Source organism: Streptomyces sp. NPDC048825, assembly GCF_043198355.1.
In the GTDB taxonomy this organism is placed as follows: domain Bacteria; phylum Actinomycetota; class Actinomycetes; order Streptomycetales; family Streptomycetaceae; genus Streptomyces; species Streptomyces xiangluensis.
This window is the reverse complement of record NZ_JBICUR010000007.1, coordinates 143,658-160,317: the sequence shown is the minus strand read 5'-3', so window position 1 is coordinate 160,317 and position 16,660 is coordinate 143,658. Positions and strand designations below refer to the sequence as shown.

The 16,660-nt window shown below is 69.6% G+C and carries 12 protein-coding genes and 1 pseudogene; 9 read left to right on the top strand and 4 right to left on the bottom strand.

What is annotated here, in order from left to right:
- Positions 1–31 precede the first annotated feature (31 nt).
- Entirely contained in the window at positions 32–2,071 is a 2,040-nt protein-coding gene (locus tag ACGFNK_RS19160; RefSeq protein ID WP_393417273.1) for a beta-galactosidase, read from the bottom strand.
- A gap of 120 nt (positions 2,072–2,191) precedes the next feature.
- On the opposite strand from ACGFNK_RS19160, the gene ACGFNK_RS19155 reads away from it, so the two are divergent.
- The 7 genes from ACGFNK_RS19155 to ACGFNK_RS19125 all read left to right on the top strand — a co-directional run bounded on the left by ACGFNK_RS19155 (position 2,192) and on the right by ACGFNK_RS19125 (position 11,184).
- The gene (locus tag ACGFNK_RS19155; protein WP_393417271.1) at positions 2,192–2,935 is read left to right on the top strand and encodes an SDR family NAD(P)-dependent oxidoreductase; all 744 of its coding nucleotides are present in this window, start codon (positions 2,192–2,194) and stop codon (positions 2,933–2,935) included.
- 67 nt (positions 2,936–3,002) lie between these two features.
- Positions 3,003–3,749 carry a FadR/GntR family transcriptional regulator gene (locus ACGFNK_RS19150; RefSeq protein WP_393417269.1) on the top strand — a complete coding sequence of 249 codons (747 nt, stop codon included), beginning with the start codon at positions 3,003–3,005 and terminating at the stop codon, positions 3,747–3,749.
- Positions 3,746–4,891, top strand: coding sequence for a galactonate dehydratase (dgoD, locus tag ACGFNK_RS19145; protein ID WP_393417267.1), 1,146 nt, complete (start codon positions 3,746–3,748; stop codon positions 4,889–4,891). Before ACGFNK_RS19150 ends, dgoD begins: the two co-directional genes overlap by 4 nt.
- Before the next feature lie 47 nt (positions 4,892–4,938).
- Complete coding sequence (locus tag ACGFNK_RS19140) at positions 4,939–5,559, top strand: bifunctional 4-hydroxy-2-oxoglutarate aldolase/2-dehydro-3-deoxy-phosphogluconate aldolase (protein ID WP_393417265.1); 621 nt, start codon at positions 4,939–4,941, stop codon at positions 5,557–5,559.
- A gap of 50 nt (positions 5,560–5,609) precedes the next feature.
- Entirely contained in the window at positions 5,610–6,530 is a 921-nt protein-coding gene (locus ACGFNK_RS19135; RefSeq protein WP_393417688.1) for a sugar kinase, read from the top strand.
- A 15-nt stretch (positions 6,531–6,545) separates the two neighbouring features.
- Positions 6,546–7,442: an SMP-30/gluconolactonase/LRE family protein gene (locus ACGFNK_RS19130; protein ID WP_393417263.1), complete on the top strand. Its 897-nt coding sequence runs from the start codon at positions 6,546–6,548 to the stop codon at positions 7,440–7,442.
- Positions 7,443–7,821: 379 nt separating this feature from the next.
- A complete protein-coding gene (locus ACGFNK_RS19125) occupies positions 7,822–11,184 on the top strand; it encodes a discoidin domain-containing protein (RefSeq protein WP_393417261.1) in 3,363 nt (1,120 codons plus the stop codon).
- Positions 11,185–11,462: 278 nt separating this feature from the next.
- Here the strand turns inward: ACGFNK_RS19125 and ACGFNK_RS19120 are convergent, their stop codons facing one another.
- The 3 genes and pseudogenes from ACGFNK_RS19120 to ACGFNK_RS19110 all read right to left on the bottom strand — a co-directional run.
- The gene (locus ACGFNK_RS19120; protein ID WP_393417259.1) at positions 11,463–12,848 is read right to left on the bottom strand and encodes an MFS transporter; all 1,386 of its coding nucleotides are present in this window, start codon (positions 12,846–12,848) and stop codon (positions 11,463–11,465) included.
- A gap of 466 nt (positions 12,849–13,314) precedes the next feature.
- Positions 13,315–13,797 (bottom strand): IclR family transcriptional regulator, encoded by a 483-nt coding sequence (locus ACGFNK_RS19115; RefSeq protein ID WP_393417686.1) that lies wholly within the window; start codon positions 13,795–13,797, stop codon positions 13,315–13,317.
- A 96-nt stretch (positions 13,798–13,893) separates the two neighbouring features.
- Positions 13,894–14,280, bottom strand: a pseudogene (locus tag ACGFNK_RS19110) (helix-turn-helix domain-containing protein); the annotation flags it as partial.
- 67 nt (positions 14,281–14,347) lie between these two features.
- Between ACGFNK_RS19110 and ACGFNK_RS19105 the strand changes: the two are divergent.
- Both ACGFNK_RS19105 and ACGFNK_RS19100 read left to right on the top strand, forming a co-directional pair.
- The gene (locus ACGFNK_RS19105) at positions 14,348–15,442 is read left to right on the top strand and encodes a maleylacetate reductase (protein WP_393417684.1); all 1,095 of its coding nucleotides are present in this window, start codon (positions 14,348–14,350) and stop codon (positions 15,440–15,442) included.
- On the top strand, positions 15,432–16,382 hold the full coding sequence (locus ACGFNK_RS19100) for an intradiol ring-cleavage dioxygenase (RefSeq protein WP_393417257.1): 951 nt from the start codon (positions 15,432–15,434) through the stop codon (positions 16,380–16,382). Before ACGFNK_RS19105 ends, ACGFNK_RS19100 begins: the two co-directional genes overlap by 11 nt.
- Positions 16,383–16,660 lie beyond the last annotated feature (278 nt).

Sequence of the window (16,660 nt, the reverse complement as noted above, 5' to 3'; positions counted from 1 at the left end):
GTGTTGCTTGTTGTACGGCTCGATCGGTTGCCTAGGGCTCGACCAGTACGGCTACTCCGGCTCCCGGCAGCGTGATGCGGTCGGTGGGAGTCATCCCTTGGGCCAAGGCGTCGGTCATCGGTTCGGGGAGCCTGATCTCCACCTCTTCGTGACCGTGGTTCAGCAGGAAGACGAACCGTCCGCGGTCGCCCTCGCGCGCGGTTGCCTGGACGCGCTCCGGAAGCCCGGGAAGCACGGGACCGACGGACGCCGTACGGCACACGTCCTCCGTCAGGGCCCGCATGGCCTCCGGCGCGAGACGCGTCGCTACGTACCAGGCGTTCCCCTCGCCGAAGGAGTGGCGGGTGACGGCCGGCTGCCCTGCCAGCGGCCCGGAGGCGAAGTCGGCCACAGGCTGAGCCCCTTCGGGGACGACGACCTCCGACCACAGGTCGGCGCTGCCGACCGTGCCGTCCGGGTGCCGGACGTCCACCGTCTCCTTCTCCGCCAGCGGCCAGAACTCCTCGACGCGCAGGCCCAGTACCTCGCGCAGCGGAGCGGGGTATCCGCCCAGGTGCACCCGGTCGCAGTCGTCGACGATGCCGGAGAAGAACGACACGAGCAGATGACCACCGCCGCGTACGAACTCGGTGAGGCGTTCGGCGTCCCGTTCCTTCAGCAGGTACAGGTTGGGCACGACGACGAGGCGGTAGCCGGACAGGTCCCGGTCGGGGGGTACGACGTCGCAGGCGATGCCGGCTTCGAACAGCGGCCGGTGGTGGGCGAGCGCGATCTCCATCTGGTCCAGCGCGGTGGACGGGTGCGAGTCCAGCTCCAGCGCCCACCAGCTGTTCCAGTCCAGCACGAGGGCGACCTCGGCGGTTGACCGTGTGCCGGCGATCTGCGGCACGGAGGCCAACTCGCGGCCCAGCTCGCGCACTTCACGGAAGGTGCGGGTGCCGGTGCCGCCGTGCGGGACCATTGCCGAGTGGTACTTCTCGGCGCCGCCCCGGGACTGGCGCCACTGGAAGTACAGGACCGCGTCCGCGCCCTGGGCGACCGCCTGCCAGCTCCACAGCCGCATCCGTCCCGGCGGTTTGGGCCCGTTGCGTTCGCGCCAGTTCACCGCGCTGGGGGCCTGCTCCAGCAGCATCCACGGTTGACCGGAGCGGGCGGACCGGGTGACGTCGAAGATGAACCCCGCCGAGACGTGCGTGTTCTCGTCGTGCGGGTCCTGGTAGACGTCGACCGAGACGACGTCCTCCTCGGCGGCCCACCGGAAGGCGTCGACGGGCTTGTGCACGCCGATGAAGTTGGTCGTGACGGGGACGTCCGGGGTGATCCGCCGCAGGACCTCCTTCTCCGTCAGGCAGCACTGCAGCAGCGCGTCGTCGGAGAACCGCGCGAAGTCGAGCTGCTGCGCGGGGTTGGGGAAGGTCGGCGCGAGCCGCGGCGGCAGCACCTCCTCGAAGCTGTCGTAGTGCTGTGCCCAAAAGGCCGTCGACCAGGCGTCGTTGAGTGCCTCGATGTCGCCGTACCGCTCGGACAGCCAGCGCCGGAAGTCGGCCGCCGACTCCTCGCACCAGCACATCGGAGTGTGACAGCCGTACTCGTTGCCGATGTGCCACATCTCCAGCGCGGGGTGGTCGGCGTACCGGTTGGCCAGTCGCTCGACCAGGCGCGTGGCGTGCTCGCGGTAGACGCGGCTGGAAGGGCAGTAGTGCTGGCGTCCGCCGGGCCACATCCGGCGGCCGTCGGCGGTCTCGGGGAGGATCTCGGGGTGCAGCCGGGACAGCCACGGTGGCGGGGACGCCGTCATGGTGGCCAGGCATACGGCCACACCCGCCCCGGCGAGGTTGTCCATGACCCGGTCGAACCAGGTGAAGTCGTACTCACCGGGCCTCGGTTCCACCTTGGCCCAGGAGAAGATCCCGGCCGTCACCATGGAGACGCCTGCTTCCTTCATCAGCGCGACGTCCTCGGCCCACACCTCCTCGGGCCATTGCTCGGGGTTGTAGTCGCCGCCGAAGGCGATCCCGGCCGGGCGAAGGTGCCGCCGGGCGTCCATCGCTACTGAATCTGCCTGTTGCATGGCGGTCAGTCTCGGAGCGTCATCACCGCCCCGTCAAGATATATTCATTATTAATTGAAAGAGCTATGCTGGATGCAGGCAGCAGAGGGGAGAGGCGACACGATGACGGAATGCCTCAGGATGACGGGGCGCGTGGCGGTGATCACCGGCGGCGCGCACGGAATCGGCGCGGCCACGGCTCGCAGATTCGCGGCCGAAGGCGCGACGGTCGTGGTCACGGACGTGGACGACACCGCCGGCAAGACGGTCGCCGCAGATATCGAGGCCGGCGGAGGACGCGCGGAGTACGTACGGTGCGACGTGACTTCGGCCGGCGACTGGGAGAACCTGGCCCACCACGTCGACGAGCGCCACGGGCGGCTGGACGTGCTGCACAGCAACGCCTTCGCCCAGTTGAACAAGCCCGCCCACGAACTGAGCGAGGCCGAGTGGGACGGCCAGATGGCCGTGCTGCTCAAGCCGGCCTGGCGGGCCATGAAGACCTTCGCGGCCATGCTGCGCGAGGCCTCGGGGTCCGTCGTCCTCACCTCCTCGGTGCACGCGGTCATCGGCCTGCCGGGCCATGCCGCCTATGCCGCCGCGAAGGGCGCGCTGTGCGCGCTGGGGCGGCAGTTGGCCGTCGAGTACGGGCCGGACATCCGGGTCAACACGGTGCTGCCCGGCCCCATCCTCACCGCCGCCTGGGACGGAATCCCGGAGTCCGACCGGGCGCGCAGCGTGGCGGCCACGGCGGCGAAGCGGTTCGGGCAGCCGGAGGAGGTGGCCGCCGCCGTAGCCTTCCTGGCATCGGCGGACGCCTCCTATGTGACCGGAGCGAACCTCGTGGTCGATGGAGGATGGAGCGTCATGAAGGAGTCCTCGTGAGCGGCGCGCACCATGCTGAGGGCCGTGCGCGGCATTCGCGAACAGGACCAGAGCGGAAACGGAGAACGTGGTGACCCATCCCGGTAAGGGGCTGCACGGCCAGGCCGTGGAGGAGCTGGGCCGACGCATCATCCGCGGCGACTACCCCCCGGGCTCCGTGGTGGACCCGATCAAGTTCGAGACAGAGCTCGGTGTCAGCAAGACCGTGGTGCGCGAGGCGATGCGGGTGCTCGCGTCCAAGGGCCTGCTCGAGTCGAAGCAGAAGCGCGGTACGACCATCCGGCCCCGCGCCGACTGGAACCTGCTCGACAGCGATCTGCTGCGCTGGCAGGGCAGCAGCGCTCCGACCGATGCCTTCCTGGAGGACCTCGCCGAGGTCCGCGCGATAGTCGAGCCCGCCGGAGCCCGGCTCGCCGCGGCCCGCCGTACCGCATCCGATCTGGACGCGATGCGGCAGGCGCTCGGCGCGATGGCGGCGGCGGGGACGGACGCGGACGCGATGGTCGAGGCGGACCTGGCCTTCCACCGCGCCCTTTTGGACGCCGCGCACAACGAACTGCTGAGCCGCATGGAGGTCGTCATCGAGGCCGGTCTGCGCGTGCGCGACCGGATCGTGCACGGCGCCCGGCACTTCTCCGACTCCATCCCCGTGCACCAGGAACTGCTGGACGCGGTCGAAGCGGGCGATCCGGACGCCGCCGTGGCCGCCGTCGAGTCACTCCTGGCGCAGGCGTCCGACGACCTGGCGGCCGTACGGGCGCGGGAAGACCAGGACGACGCCGCGAACGATACGCTGCCGAAGGAAGCTCCTTGAAAATAACGGGACTTGAGACATTCCTCGTCGCTCCGCGCTGGCTGTTCCTGCGCATCGCCACAGACGAGGGAATCACCGGCTGGGGCGAGCCCGTGATCGAGGGCCGCGCCGAAACCGTGCGCGCGGCGGTCCACGAACTGGCCGACTACGTCATCGGCCGGGACCCACTGCGCATCGAGGACCACTGGCAGGTACTCACGAAGGGCGGCTTCTACCGCGGCGGACCCATCCTCTCCAGCGCCGTCGCCGGCATCGACCAGGCACTGTGGGACATCGCCGGCAAGACCTACGGCGTCCCGGTGCACCGCCTCCTCGGCGGCCCCGTACGCGACCGCGTCCGGATGTACGCCTGGATCGGCGGAGACCGCCCCAGCGACGTGGCCGAACTCGCCGAGGAACAGGTGAAGGCGGGCTTCACCGCCGTCAAGATGAACGCCTCGGCCGAACTCGCCCCGATCGACACCCCGGCACGTACCGCCCAGGTCGTCGAACGCGTCGCGGCCGTCCGCGAAGTGCTCGGCGACGAGCGGGACATCGCCGTCGATTTCCACGGTCGCGTCTCCACCGCCATGTCACGCCGCCTGCTGCCCCTGCTGGAACCACTGCACCCGCTGTTCGTCGAAGAACCCGTTCTGCCGGAACACTCGGGCCACCTGCGCAGCCTGGTGGAGTCCACGAGCATTCCGCTCGCAACCGGCGAACGCCTCTACTCCCGCTGGGACTTCCGCGAAGTCATGACCAGCGGCATCGCCGTCGCCCAACCCGACCTGTCGCACGCCGGCGGCATCTCCGAGGTCCGCCGCATCGCGGCCATGGCCGAGACGTACGACGTCGCCATGGCCCCCCACTGCCCCCTCGGCCCGATCGCCCTGGCCGCCAGCCTGCAGATCGCCTTCGCGGTACCGAACTTCCTCATCCAGGAACAGAGCATGGGCATCCACTACAACCAGCAGTGCGACCTGCTGGAGTACGTGATGGATCCCGAACCCTTCCGTTTCGATGGCGGCTACGCCGTCGCCGGCTCCCGCCCGGGTCTCGGCGTCGAGATCGACGAGAAGGCAGTACGCCACGCAGCCGAGACCGGACACCGCTGGCGCAACCCCGTATGGCGGGGAGCGGACGGGGCGTTCACCGAGTGGTGAGTCACCGTCAGGCCCCCGCACCCCACGCCCAAGGAGAGCCCGCTCCCATGAACTTGGTGGAATCGCTCCGAGCCCACCGCCTGCTGGCGATCGTCCGCGGCAAGGATCCCGCCGCGGCACTGCGCACCGTACGAACTCTGGCCGAGGAGGGCATTGCGGCCATCGAGGTCTCGCTGACCACCGCCGACGCCCTGACAGTGATCAGGCAGGCGCGTACCGAACTGGGCCCCGACGCACTGGTCGGCGCCGGAACCGTGCGCTCGGCCGCGGACGCCGCCCGCGCCGTGGACGCCGGTGCGTCATATCTCGTCACCCCGGCGCTGGTCGACGGGCTGGAGCCGTACGGCATACCTGTGCTGATGGGCGCCCTGACGCCGAGCGAGATCGAACTCGCCCTCGCACGGGGCGCCGACGCGATCAAACTCTTTCCCGGTTCGCTCGGCGGGCCCGGCTATCTGCGGGCCCTGCGCGACCCGTTCCCCGAGGTGCCCTTCGTGCCCGTCGGCGGAGTGGACGCGGCCGCTGCCCGCGCATACCTGGACCGGGGCGCCACCGCCGTCGGCGTCGGATCGCCACTCGTCGGCGACGCGGCCGACGGCGGCGACCTGGACCAACTCCGCGTCCGAGCAGCCGAGTTCCGCCGGGTGATCGCGGGTGAGGCGCCGTGACGACACCGGACCGCCAGGACCCGCCCGACGTGGTGACCTTCGGCGAGACGATGGCGGCGCTGCGGGCCAACGGGGCGCTCCGGCTGGGCGGCAGTCTCGGGCTGTCCGTGGCGGGAGCCGAGTCCAACGTCGCCATCGGGCTCGCCCGGCTCGGACACCGGGTGCGCTGGGCCGGCCGGGTCGGTGCGGACGAACTCGGCGCGCTGGTACTGCGTACGCTCCGGGCCGAAGGCATCGACACCGAGCACGCGGTCACCGACGACACCGGCCGGCCCACGGGGCTGCTGCTGACCGAACCACGCCTGGGCACGCTCACGCGCGTCAGCTACTACCGAGCCGGTTCGGCGGGTTCGGCCGTCTCACCGGCCGACGTGCTGCCGGCGCTGGCTTCGGGAACCCGCGTCCTGCACCTGACCGGCATCACGCCGGCACTCGGTCCGTCGGCGGCCGAAGCCGTCCTGGCCGCCGCCACGACCGCTCGCGACGCCGGCATCACCGTATGCCTCGATGTCAACTACCGCTCCCGGCTGTGGACTTCTGACCACGCCCGCACGACCCTCCGGCCGATGCTGGCTCACACCGACCTGCTCATTGCCTCCGAGGACGAGCTGCCGCTGGTGCTGGAACGACCCGGCGCAGGGGAATCCGAGGCCGTGCACAGCGTCTTGGCCGCAGGCGTCGGAGAGGTGGTCATCAAGCGTGGCGCACGCGGCGCGACCAGCTTCACCGCCGACGGGGCAACCGACTGCGCGGCGCGACCGGTCGACGCCGTCGATCTGGTCGGCGCGGGCGACGCCTTCGTGGCGGGATACCTGTCCGGACTCCTCAACGGCGCGGACCTCCCCTCCCGTCTGCACCGAGCCGTCACCACCGCGGCCTTCGCCGTTGCCACCCGGGGCGACTGGGAGGGCCTTCCGGCGCAGGACGAACTCGGCCTGTTCGACCAGCCGGACGGTACGACCCTTCGCTGAACCAGGAGATTGATCATGACATCCACGGCAGTGCCGATGGCGCTCGTCGTAGACGGAGGGTACGAACTCGCCGAGGGCGGCCGCTGGGTGGAGGGCCGGTACGTGTACGTCGACATCCTCAGCGGCCGGCTCTTCGAACTTCGCGACGACACCGGACCGGCGGCTCCGCGCCAACTGGCCCGACTTGACGTTCCGTCGGGTGCCGTCGCGCCGGTGGACGACCGGCCGGACACCTGGATCGCCGCCGCGGGGACCGGCATCGCGCTGCTCACCGCCGACGGCACACTCGAATGGCTGGACCGCCCCGAGGACCGCACCCCGCTCCCCAGCCGGATGAACGACGGCGTCGCGGACCCCGCCGGCCGCTTCTGGGCCGGCAGCATGGCCTACGACGGCACCCACGGCGCGGGCTCGCTCTACCGAACGGATCCCGACGGCACGGTTGTACGTGTCCTCGACGGCCTGACCATCGCCAACGGGCCCGCCTTCACCGCCGACGGCACGACCATGTACCTCGCCGACTCGGCCGCCGGCACCATCCTCCGCTGCCGGGTCGACCCCGTCTCGGGCGGCCTCTCCGGCCCGGAGACCTTCGCCCAACTGCGCGGTGATGAAGGCAGCCCCGACGGAATGACCGTCGACGACGAGGGCTGTCTGTGGGTTGCGATATGGGGCGCCGGCACAGTCCGCCGGTACCACCCCGACAGCCGCCTGCTCCACACCCTGACCGTGCCCGCCCCGCACCCCACCTCGGTGTGCCTGGACCCCAGCGACAACCGCCTCTTCGTCACCACGGCCCGGCACGGGGTGAAGAACCCGACCGCGAACTCCGGTGCGGTGCTCAGCGTCGCCGTACCGGTCAGGGGAACGCCAGTCTGCTCCTGGCGGGGCCGACGCCGAACACATCCCTGACACCGTCCAGCGAACCGGGAGCGGCTCACTGCCTCAGTACCGGTGTGTGAGCGGAGGGGCTGCGGGGCGACCGACGGGAACGTTGCCTTTTTCGTGTGCGGATTCGTGTGCGGAATATTGACATGGCCTTGCCGAGGGCTCAGGATCGCGCCTGCACCTACACGATTGAATCGATTCAATATGATCGCTCCTCCGTCGAGGCTCGCCTACATCCACCAGGTGACTCGACACCTCTTGCGAGGCGGGCCGGCCCAGCTCAGAAAGCAAAGCGGGCCCGGTGCCTTCCGCGCCGTGGCTCGTGCGTCCGCCCCGGCTCCACTCGCCCCGCCATGTCCTCAACTGGCCCGCTCCTCCACCGCACTCTGGGAAGGCTCCCTCGATGCAGCACGTCTCCCGCCGGTCCGCCCTGCGCTCCGCCATAGCCGTGGCCCTCGCTCCGACCCTGGGTTCCCTTGCCCTTCCCGGCCTTGCGCCGACGGCGTCCGCCGCGGTCTCCTGGGCCGCGAAGTGGATCTGGGCGCCTTCCAGCACGACGAATCAGTGGGTGGCCTTCCGCAGATCGTTCACCCTCGCGTCCACCCCGACGAAGGCCGTGACGCGGATCGCGGCCGACTCCAAGTACTGGCTGTGGGTGAACGGCACGCTGGTGGTCTTCGAGGGCGGGCTCAAGCGCGGGCCCAACCGCACGGACACCTACTACGACGAGATCGACCTCGCCCCGTACCTGACCAGCGGAAGCAACACGGTCGCGCTGCTGGTGTGGTACTTCGGCAAGCAGGGCTTCTCGCACAACAGCAGTGGCAAGGGCGGCCTGCTGTTCCAGTCCGACATCCTGACCGGCTCGACGACCAGCCGGCTGGTCAGCGACACCAGCTGGAAGCACACCGTCCACCCGGGCTACTCACACAACACGAGCGGTACGCAGGCCAACTTCCGGCTGCCCGAGTCCAACGTCCACTACGACGCCCGCAGCGCCACCGTCATGTCGGGCTGGCGGTCTCCCGGCTTCAACGACAGCGGCTGGACGGCGCCGACCGATTTCGGTGCCGCAGGCGTCGCGCCCTGGAACAACCTCGTCGAGCGGCCGGTCCCGCTGTTCCGCTACTCCGGATTGAAGTCCTACACCAACGCCGCCTCGCTGCCGTCCACCGGACAGGGCTCCACCGCCATCTCCGCCACGCTCCCGTCCAACCTCCAAGTCACCCCGTTTCTGAAGGTGGACGCTCCGGCAGGTGCGGTGATCGGCATTCAGACCGACCATCATGACGACGGCGCCAACCTGACCGGGATCGAGCCCGGGACCGGCTACAACGTGCGTGCCACCTACGTCTGCACCGGCGGCGTCCAGGAGTTCGAGTCGCTGGGCTGGATGAGCGGAACGGCCGTGCGGTACACGATCCCGACGGGCGTGACCATCCTGGAGCTGAAGTACCGGGAGAGCGGCTACGACACCGATTTCGCCGGGTCGTTCAGCAGCAGCGACGCCTTCATGGACACACTCTGGGGCAAGGCCGCGCGCACGATGTACGTCAACATGCGGGACAACTACATGGACTGCCCCACCCGCGAACGCGCCCAGTGGTGGGGCGATGTGGTCAACCAGCTCAAGGAAGGCTTCTACACCTTCGACACCCGCTCCCAGGCACTGGGCAAGAAGGCCATCTCCCAGCTGGCGTCCTGGCAGAAGGACAGCGGGGCGCTGTACTCCCCGATACCGTCGGTGATCTGGACCGCCGAACTGCCCACCCAGATGCTGGCATCGGTGTGGTCGTTCTGGACGTACTACCTCTACACCGGCAACGCGAGCGCCGTCACCGGTGCTTATCCGGCCGTGAAGAAATACCTGAACCTGTGGAGTCTGGACGGCGACGGCCTGGTCAGGCATCGCGCCGGCGACTGGGACTGGGAGGACTGGGGCTCCAACATCGACGCCCGCGTCCTCGACAACTGCTGGTACTACCTGGCCCTGGACACCGCCGCCAAGCTCGCCGACCTCAGCGGCAACAGCGGCGACGTGGCCGGATGGAAGGCCCAGCGCGACAGCATCAAGGCCAACTTCGACCGCGTGCTGTGGAACGCCTCGCAGAACGAGTACCGCTCACCCGGCTACACCCGCGACACCGACGACCGCGCCAACGGCCTCGCGGTGGTCGCCGGTCTGGCTCCCGCATCCCGCTACCGGGGGATCACCGAGGTGCTGCGCACCCACCTCAACGCCAGCCCTTACATGGAGTTCTACGTCCTGGAGGCGCTGTACTTGATGGGCGCGGCCACCGTCGCGGAGGAGCGGATGCGCAACCGCTTCGCCGCCCAGGTCGCCGACCCCGCCTGCCACACGCTGTGGGAGCTGTGGACCAAGGCCGACGGCACGGACAACCATGCCTGGAACGGCGGCCCGCTGTACGCCCTGTCCGCCTACGCCGCCGGTGTCCGCCCCACCCAGCCCGGCTGGACGACGTACGAGGTGATCCCGCAGACGGGCACCCTCACGAAGATCAACACGGTTGTGCCCACCGTCAAGGGCGACATCCGCTTCGGCATCGTGCGCGACGGCACCCAGGTGACCGTGACGCTCACCTCGCCGAGCGGGACGACGGCCCGCGTCGGCGTGCCCACCTACGGTGGTTCCCAGCCCGTCATCAGGGCGAACGGCACCACGGTCTTCACCGGCGGCTCCTCCACCGGCAGCGTCGGCGGCCTGGCGTACGAGAGCAGGGACTCCTCGTACGTGTACTTCACCGTCCAGCCAGGCAGTTGGACGTTCACTGCCACCGGCGTCGGCCGTCTCGACAACCTCGCCCTGGGCAGGCCGGTCACCAGCAACAACAGCCTGGAGAACAGCAACTGGGGCAAGAACCGGCTCACCGACGGCACGCTCACCGGCGTGACCGGCGCGAGGGGCTACACCAGCAACGAGTTCGCCTCCGCCGACGTCAGTGCGAACCCCGTGTGGGTGGAGATCGACCTCGGCGCCGACACCGACATCGACGCCGTACGGCTCTTCCCCCGTACCGACACCCCGGCGGCGGGTGGTGGCACCGCGGGCTTCCCCGTCGACTTCACCCTCAAGACCCGCGCCGACGGCTCCAGCACGTACACCACCGTCCGCACGGTCACGGCCCAGCCGAATCCGGGCGGGCTGGTGCAGACGTACGGGTTCAGGACGACCACCGCCCGCTATGTGCGCCTCGAGGCGACCAAGCTCGGAACCCCCGCGTCCGATGAAACCAGCAAGTACCGCCTCCAACTCGCCGAACTGACCGTCCCCACCGCCGCGACCACCGTCACCAGCAACTACACCGTCGAGAACGGCGACTGGGGCAAGGCCCGGGTGCTGGACGGCACCACCAGCAGCGTCACCGGTGCCAAGGGCTTCACCAGCATCGACTTCTCCTCCGCCGACATCAGCGGCACGCCCGTGTGGATCGAGGTCGACCTCGGGGCCGACCGGTCGATCGGCTCCGTCACCCTCGACCCGCGCACCGACACCGGTGGGGCCGGTGGTGGCACCGCGGGCTTCCCCGTCGACTTCACCCTGCAGACCCGTGCGGAAGGCGCCGCCTCCTACACCACCGTCCGCACCGTCACCAGCCAGTCCAACCCGGGCGGAGCCGCCCAGACCTACACGCTCACCTCCGCCACCGGCCGCTACCTGCGCCTGCGCGCCACCAGGCTCGGCAGGCCGGCCTCCGACGAATCCACCCGCTACCGGCTCCAGCTCGCCGAAATCCGCATCAAGTAGGACGGCCGGCTCGGCATCGGGCGCGTGGCATCGCGCCCGCGTGCGGCAACGGTCAGCCTCGGCCGTGCCGTTGGGGCCGCGCCCGGAGCATCGCAGAGCGTGTGGAACGAGGCGGCAGGGCCTCCAGAAGCCCGGTTCGTTCTCAACCGGAGCTACCGGGAGGCCCTGCCCTCATGCACGTTCCTCAGGAGATCACTCGACCAGGGACCCTGTTTCCGGTGTCCCGTCGGTGTCGAGCATGAGCATGCGGCTGCGCGGGCGTCACCTCACTGCGTGCCTCATGTCTGCTCCGCGAGGGGGCGCGCCGCCCCACCCGCACCCGCGTCACCTGCCGGAGCTTCCACTTCCGGTGCACGAGGAACCAGCCCGATCAGCACGGCGCCGATGAGACCGGGTACGGCGAGCGCGTAGAAGTTCCACTGGAACGCCAGCCCCGCGCCGATGATGAGCCCGAGCAGCGGCGGGGCGAGCATCGACCCGAGGCGGCCGAAGCCCAGCGTCCAGCCCATCGCCGTGGCGCCCATGCGTACCGGATAGTGCTTGGAGACATAGGCGAGGACGAACGTCTGCGTCCCCATCGCACCGACACCGCCCAGCGCCACGGCCGCGTACAGCACCGTCGTGGGCAGCCGCAGGCTGAGCAGTATCACCGCCACGCTGGACACGAGAAATGTCGTGGTGATGATCGGCTTGGAGCCGAGTCGATCGGCTGCCAGGGAGATGACGAGGGTGCCGACGACAGCTCCGAGGTTGAACACGAGCAGGAAGCCGAGCGCGGAGCCCGAGGAGTGGCCGGCGCGACGCATGATCTCCGGGAGCCAGGTGTTGAATCCGTAGATCATGAACAGACACAGGCAGGTCATCGCCAGGAAGCACAGGGTCGCCCGGACATAGCTGCGCGAGAAGAGAGCCTTCACCGACGACATGCTGCCTGAGTCGGTGCCGGACTGGTGTTGCTCCGACGCCGGTACGCCCTTCTGCTCGTCGTCCAGGGTGACGTTCCAGCGGTCGGCGATCTTCTCTGCCTCGGCGTGCCGCCCCTTCACCCGGAGGAACGCGATCGACTCGGGCAGAAGCTTGAGGGCCAGCGGCACGACCAGGAGAAGCGGGAGGAGACCGAGCAGGAACATCGCCTGCCAGCCGAACCGTGGAATCACGAAGATTCCGGTGAGAGCGGCGATGATGCCGCCGACGGGGAAGCCGCTGAAGAGGATCGCGAAGACCAGGTTGCGTGTTCTGGGATGTGAGTACTCACCGGTGAGTGCGCTCGCTGTCGGCAGCACGCCGCCGAGGCCGAGGCCGGCGAGGAACCGGAAGAGGCCGAACACCTCGGGGGAGGTGGCCGTCGCGCACAGGCCTGTCATCACCGAGAACCAGGCCAGGCAGCCGATCAGCATCCTGCGTCGGCCCAGTGTGTCGGTGAGCGTGCCGACGGTCGTAGCTCCTATGAGCATCCCGATCAGGGCGAAGGAACCGATCAGACCTGCACCGGCGGGAGTCAGGCCCCACCCCGGTTCGTGGAGGAGGGACGGAATCACCGCTCCGTAGATGACCACGTCATAGCCATCGGAAACGACGGTGATGCCACAGATTGCGAGGACCAGCAGTGTCACCGGAGGCCAGGTGGCATCGCCACGGCTTCCTCTGTGACTGTTTTCGTGCATGACAATTCCTCTCACATGGCTGTGCTTTCTCGCTGAGGGTTCTCTCGCTTCGGGTGCGCGGAGGCTGAAGGCGTGCCTGCCTGGATCGGCAGAGGTGACTCTTGTGCGGGCCGCCAGGCGGCTGAGTGCCTTGGCTCACGCCAGGACGGCGGCTCTCCTCGATGTCCTGGCTGCTTCGTCCGTAACTCGTCTTGCACCGCTAAGTGTGCACACTATGACGGGCCTGTAAAGGGTTGAGTGCAGGAAACGCCCGTTAGTGAGGCGGTCAGCTCCGCGCAGGTGCGGCTCTCCCTCTGGTGATCGGCGCGAGTGTATGCACATCTGCCGTCTATGTAAGGTCACTCAGACCCGTTGAGCAGTTCCCCTCGCAACCGTCGGCTCCGGAGATCAACGCGGTTGCCCTGGCGATTGGCGGCCAACGCCGAGAAAGACCTGACGGCCGTGGTCCGGCTACTGGCCGAGTGCCTCACGTCTCGGTGCCAGACCCAAGGCCCCGGGAAATACCGCGGCCGGCCAGCACGACCGCGGGCACCAGCAGATGGGTTCGGGCGTCGGCGCCCACCACGGACAGGGCCGCGACCACGCGGCCGGTCGAGTCGGTGACCGGCGCCGCCACCGAGTAGGCGTCCGGGCTCATCTCCTCGCGCACGATGGCGGCGCCGGTCCGCCGGCATTCCGCCAACGCCACACGCAGTGCGGCCGGGTCGGTGATGGTCCTGGGCGTGAGGCCGGTCAGGCCGTCCCGTACGAGCCCGGTGAAAAGCTCCTCGCCGGCGTGGGCCAGCAGCACCTGGCCGACGGCGGACGCGTGCAGGGGCAATCGTCCGCCGACCCCGGAGACCACCGGAACTGCTCCTGCCGCGGAGATCCGTTCGACGACGAGGGCGTCGGTGCCATCGAGGACGGCCAGTTGGACGTGCTGCTGTGTGGCGGCATGCAGGTCTTCCATGATGGGCATGGCCCGGACGCGCAACGGCAGCCCTCGGGGGTTGAGCGCACCCAGCTCCCACAGGCGCAGGCCGATGACGTAGGTGCCGCTCGGGATGCGTTCCAGTGCTCCCCAGGCCGTCAGTTCGCCGGCCAGCCGGTGGGCGGTGGCGTGGCGGAGGCCGGTGAGCCGGCATATCTGGGCGAGTGTCAGCTCCGGGCGTTCCGGCGTGAATGCGCCCAGGATCGCCAGGGCTCGCGAGGTGACCGTGCGGCCACGGTCGCTGCTGTTGGCCGTTTCGACTCCTCTTACCGCGATGTACCGCGACGACGGGGCTCCCGCCTTCGCGCTTCTCCTGCCGGTGGATGTACTGCGCGCAGGAAGATATCCATTCAGCGGACATCGTACTGGTCTGCGCGGGGCCGGTCCCGGAGTCTCTCTCGTGGGACTTGAGGCCCTCAGGTACGGCCCATGTCCACGTACCGATGAAAGGGGCCAGCACATGCCCATGACGGGGACGTCGCGAGCCCGCGGCGGCCATGACGCCGATTCGGCCGACAGCAGGTCGTTGATGCGTTTCGAGCACGAGACCCTGCCCCAGCGGGTGTGTTTCGCCTCGGGGGAGGCGGCGGCCACGGTGCGGGCCGAGGTGGAGCGGCTCGGCGCTGCGCGGGTGATGGTGATCGCGGCAGCCGCGGAGGCGGAGCTCGCGCAGAAGGTCACCGCCGACCTGCCGGTTGTGCTGCGGTGGAGTGAGGTGGTGATGCACGTTCCCGTGGAGGTCGCCGAGCGGGCGCGGGCCGCCGCGGCGGGACACGAGGTGGACTGCGTGGTCAGCGTCGGTGGGGGTTCCACCACCGGCTTGGCGAAGGCGATCGCGCTGACCGCGGACGTGCCCATCGTGGCTGTTCCCACCACGTACGCGGGCTCGGAGGCCACAAGCGTGTGGGGTCTTACCGAGCGATCGCGCAAGACGACGGGGGTGGACGCGCGGGTCCTGCCGCGCTCCGTCGTGTACGACGCGACGCTGACGGTGTCCTTGCCGGTGCCGATGAGTGTGGCATCGGGTCTGAACGCGCTGGCGCACTGCGTCGACGCGATGTGGGGCCCTCGCGTGGACCCGATCGACCGGGCGCTGGCGGGGGAGGGGATCCGCGCGCTGGCGACCGGACTGCCCGCGGTGGTGGCCGACCCGGCCGGCCTTCCGGGCCGCGAGCGGACGCTGTACGGGACGTACCTGTCGGCGGTGGCGTTCTCGTCTGCGGGTTCGGGGCTGCATCACAAGATCTGCCATGTCCTGGGTGGCATGTACGACGTGCCGCACGCCCAGACCCACGCGGTTGTGCTGCCCTACGTACTGGCGTTCAACGCACCCGCCGCCCCGGAAGCCGAGCAGCGGATCGCGGCCGCATTCGGTACGGAGTCGGCGATCGAAGGCCTGCAGCGACTCCGGCATGACGTGGACGCGCCGAAGGCGCTGCGCGACTACGGGTTGGAAGAGACCGATGTCGACGACGCCGTGCAGGCGGTCCTGGACGTGGTGCCGGACAGCAATCCGCGTCCGGTGACGGCCCACGATCTCCAGCGCCTGCTGCGTGCGGCCTGGCGGGGGACGGACCCGCGAACGATGACGACGACGGTGACGAGGAGGACTGATGGTGAGTGAGCACAGCGGCGAGACCGGCGCGCAGGTGGCTGCCGAGCAGCAGGCGCGCGAGCAGGTCCTCGTCGAGCAGGTCGTGGCCTCGTTCGAGACGGCGAAGGACCCGCGGCTCAAGCAGTTGATGCAGGCGCTGACACGGCACGTGCACGCGTTCCTGCGCGAGGTGCGTCTGACCGAGGCGGAGTGGGCGTCCGCGATCGAGTTCCTCACCGCGGCCGGGCACATCACCGACGACAAGCGGCAGGAGTTCATTCTGCTGTCGGACGTGCTCGGGGCGTCCATGCAGACGATCGCGATCAACAACGAGGCGTACGCGAACGCGACCGAGGCGACCGTGCTCGGGCCGTTCTTCGTCGAGGGCTCACCCGAGATTCCGCTGGGCGGCGACATCTCCTTCGGTGCCGCCGGGCAGCCGTGCTGGGTCGAGGGCACGATCACCGGCACCGACGGCGAGCCGGTGCCGGGGGCACGCATCGAGGTGTGGGAAGCCGACGAGGACGGCTTCTACGACGTGCAGTACGACGACGACCGCACGGCGGCGCGGGGTCACCTGGTCGCCGACGAGCAGGGCCACTACCGGTTCTGGGCGATCACCCCGACCCCGTACCCGATCCCGCACGACGGTCCCGTCGGCGCGCTGCTGGCCGCCGTCGGCCGTTCCCCGATGCGCGCCTCGCACCTGCACTTCGATGTACGGGCCGACGGCAAGCGAACCCTCATCACCCACATCTTCGTCCGGGGCGACGAACTCCTCACCAGTGACGCCGTGTTCGGCGTCAAGGACTCGCTCATCCACGATTTCGTGGAGCATCCCGCGGGCACCCCCACCCCCGATGGACGCGACCTGGCGGGCGGTGCCTGGTCCAGCGTCCGCTTCGACATCGTCCTCGCTCCCGCGCACGCCGCGGGGGCAGGCATCACTTCGACCGACGGGAGTCTGTGAATGAACGGCCAGGGCAAGAGACCCGCGCCCGAGCCGTCGACGGCTGGATGACGGCCACGTGGTTCCAGAGTCCGGCGACCGACTTCATCGCCGTCAGCCGGGAGGGCTTCGACCCTACGACTTCTGCGCGCGCCACGACGGCGCCTGGAAGATCGTGCGTCGGCAGCCGATCTGTGAGAAGGACCGGCTCGGCGCTGTCGATCCGTCCGGGACGCTCAGTCCGGACCCGGAGCTGCGGGGCCACTTCCCCGTCGCCCGACGGGTGAGGTCGTGCGGCG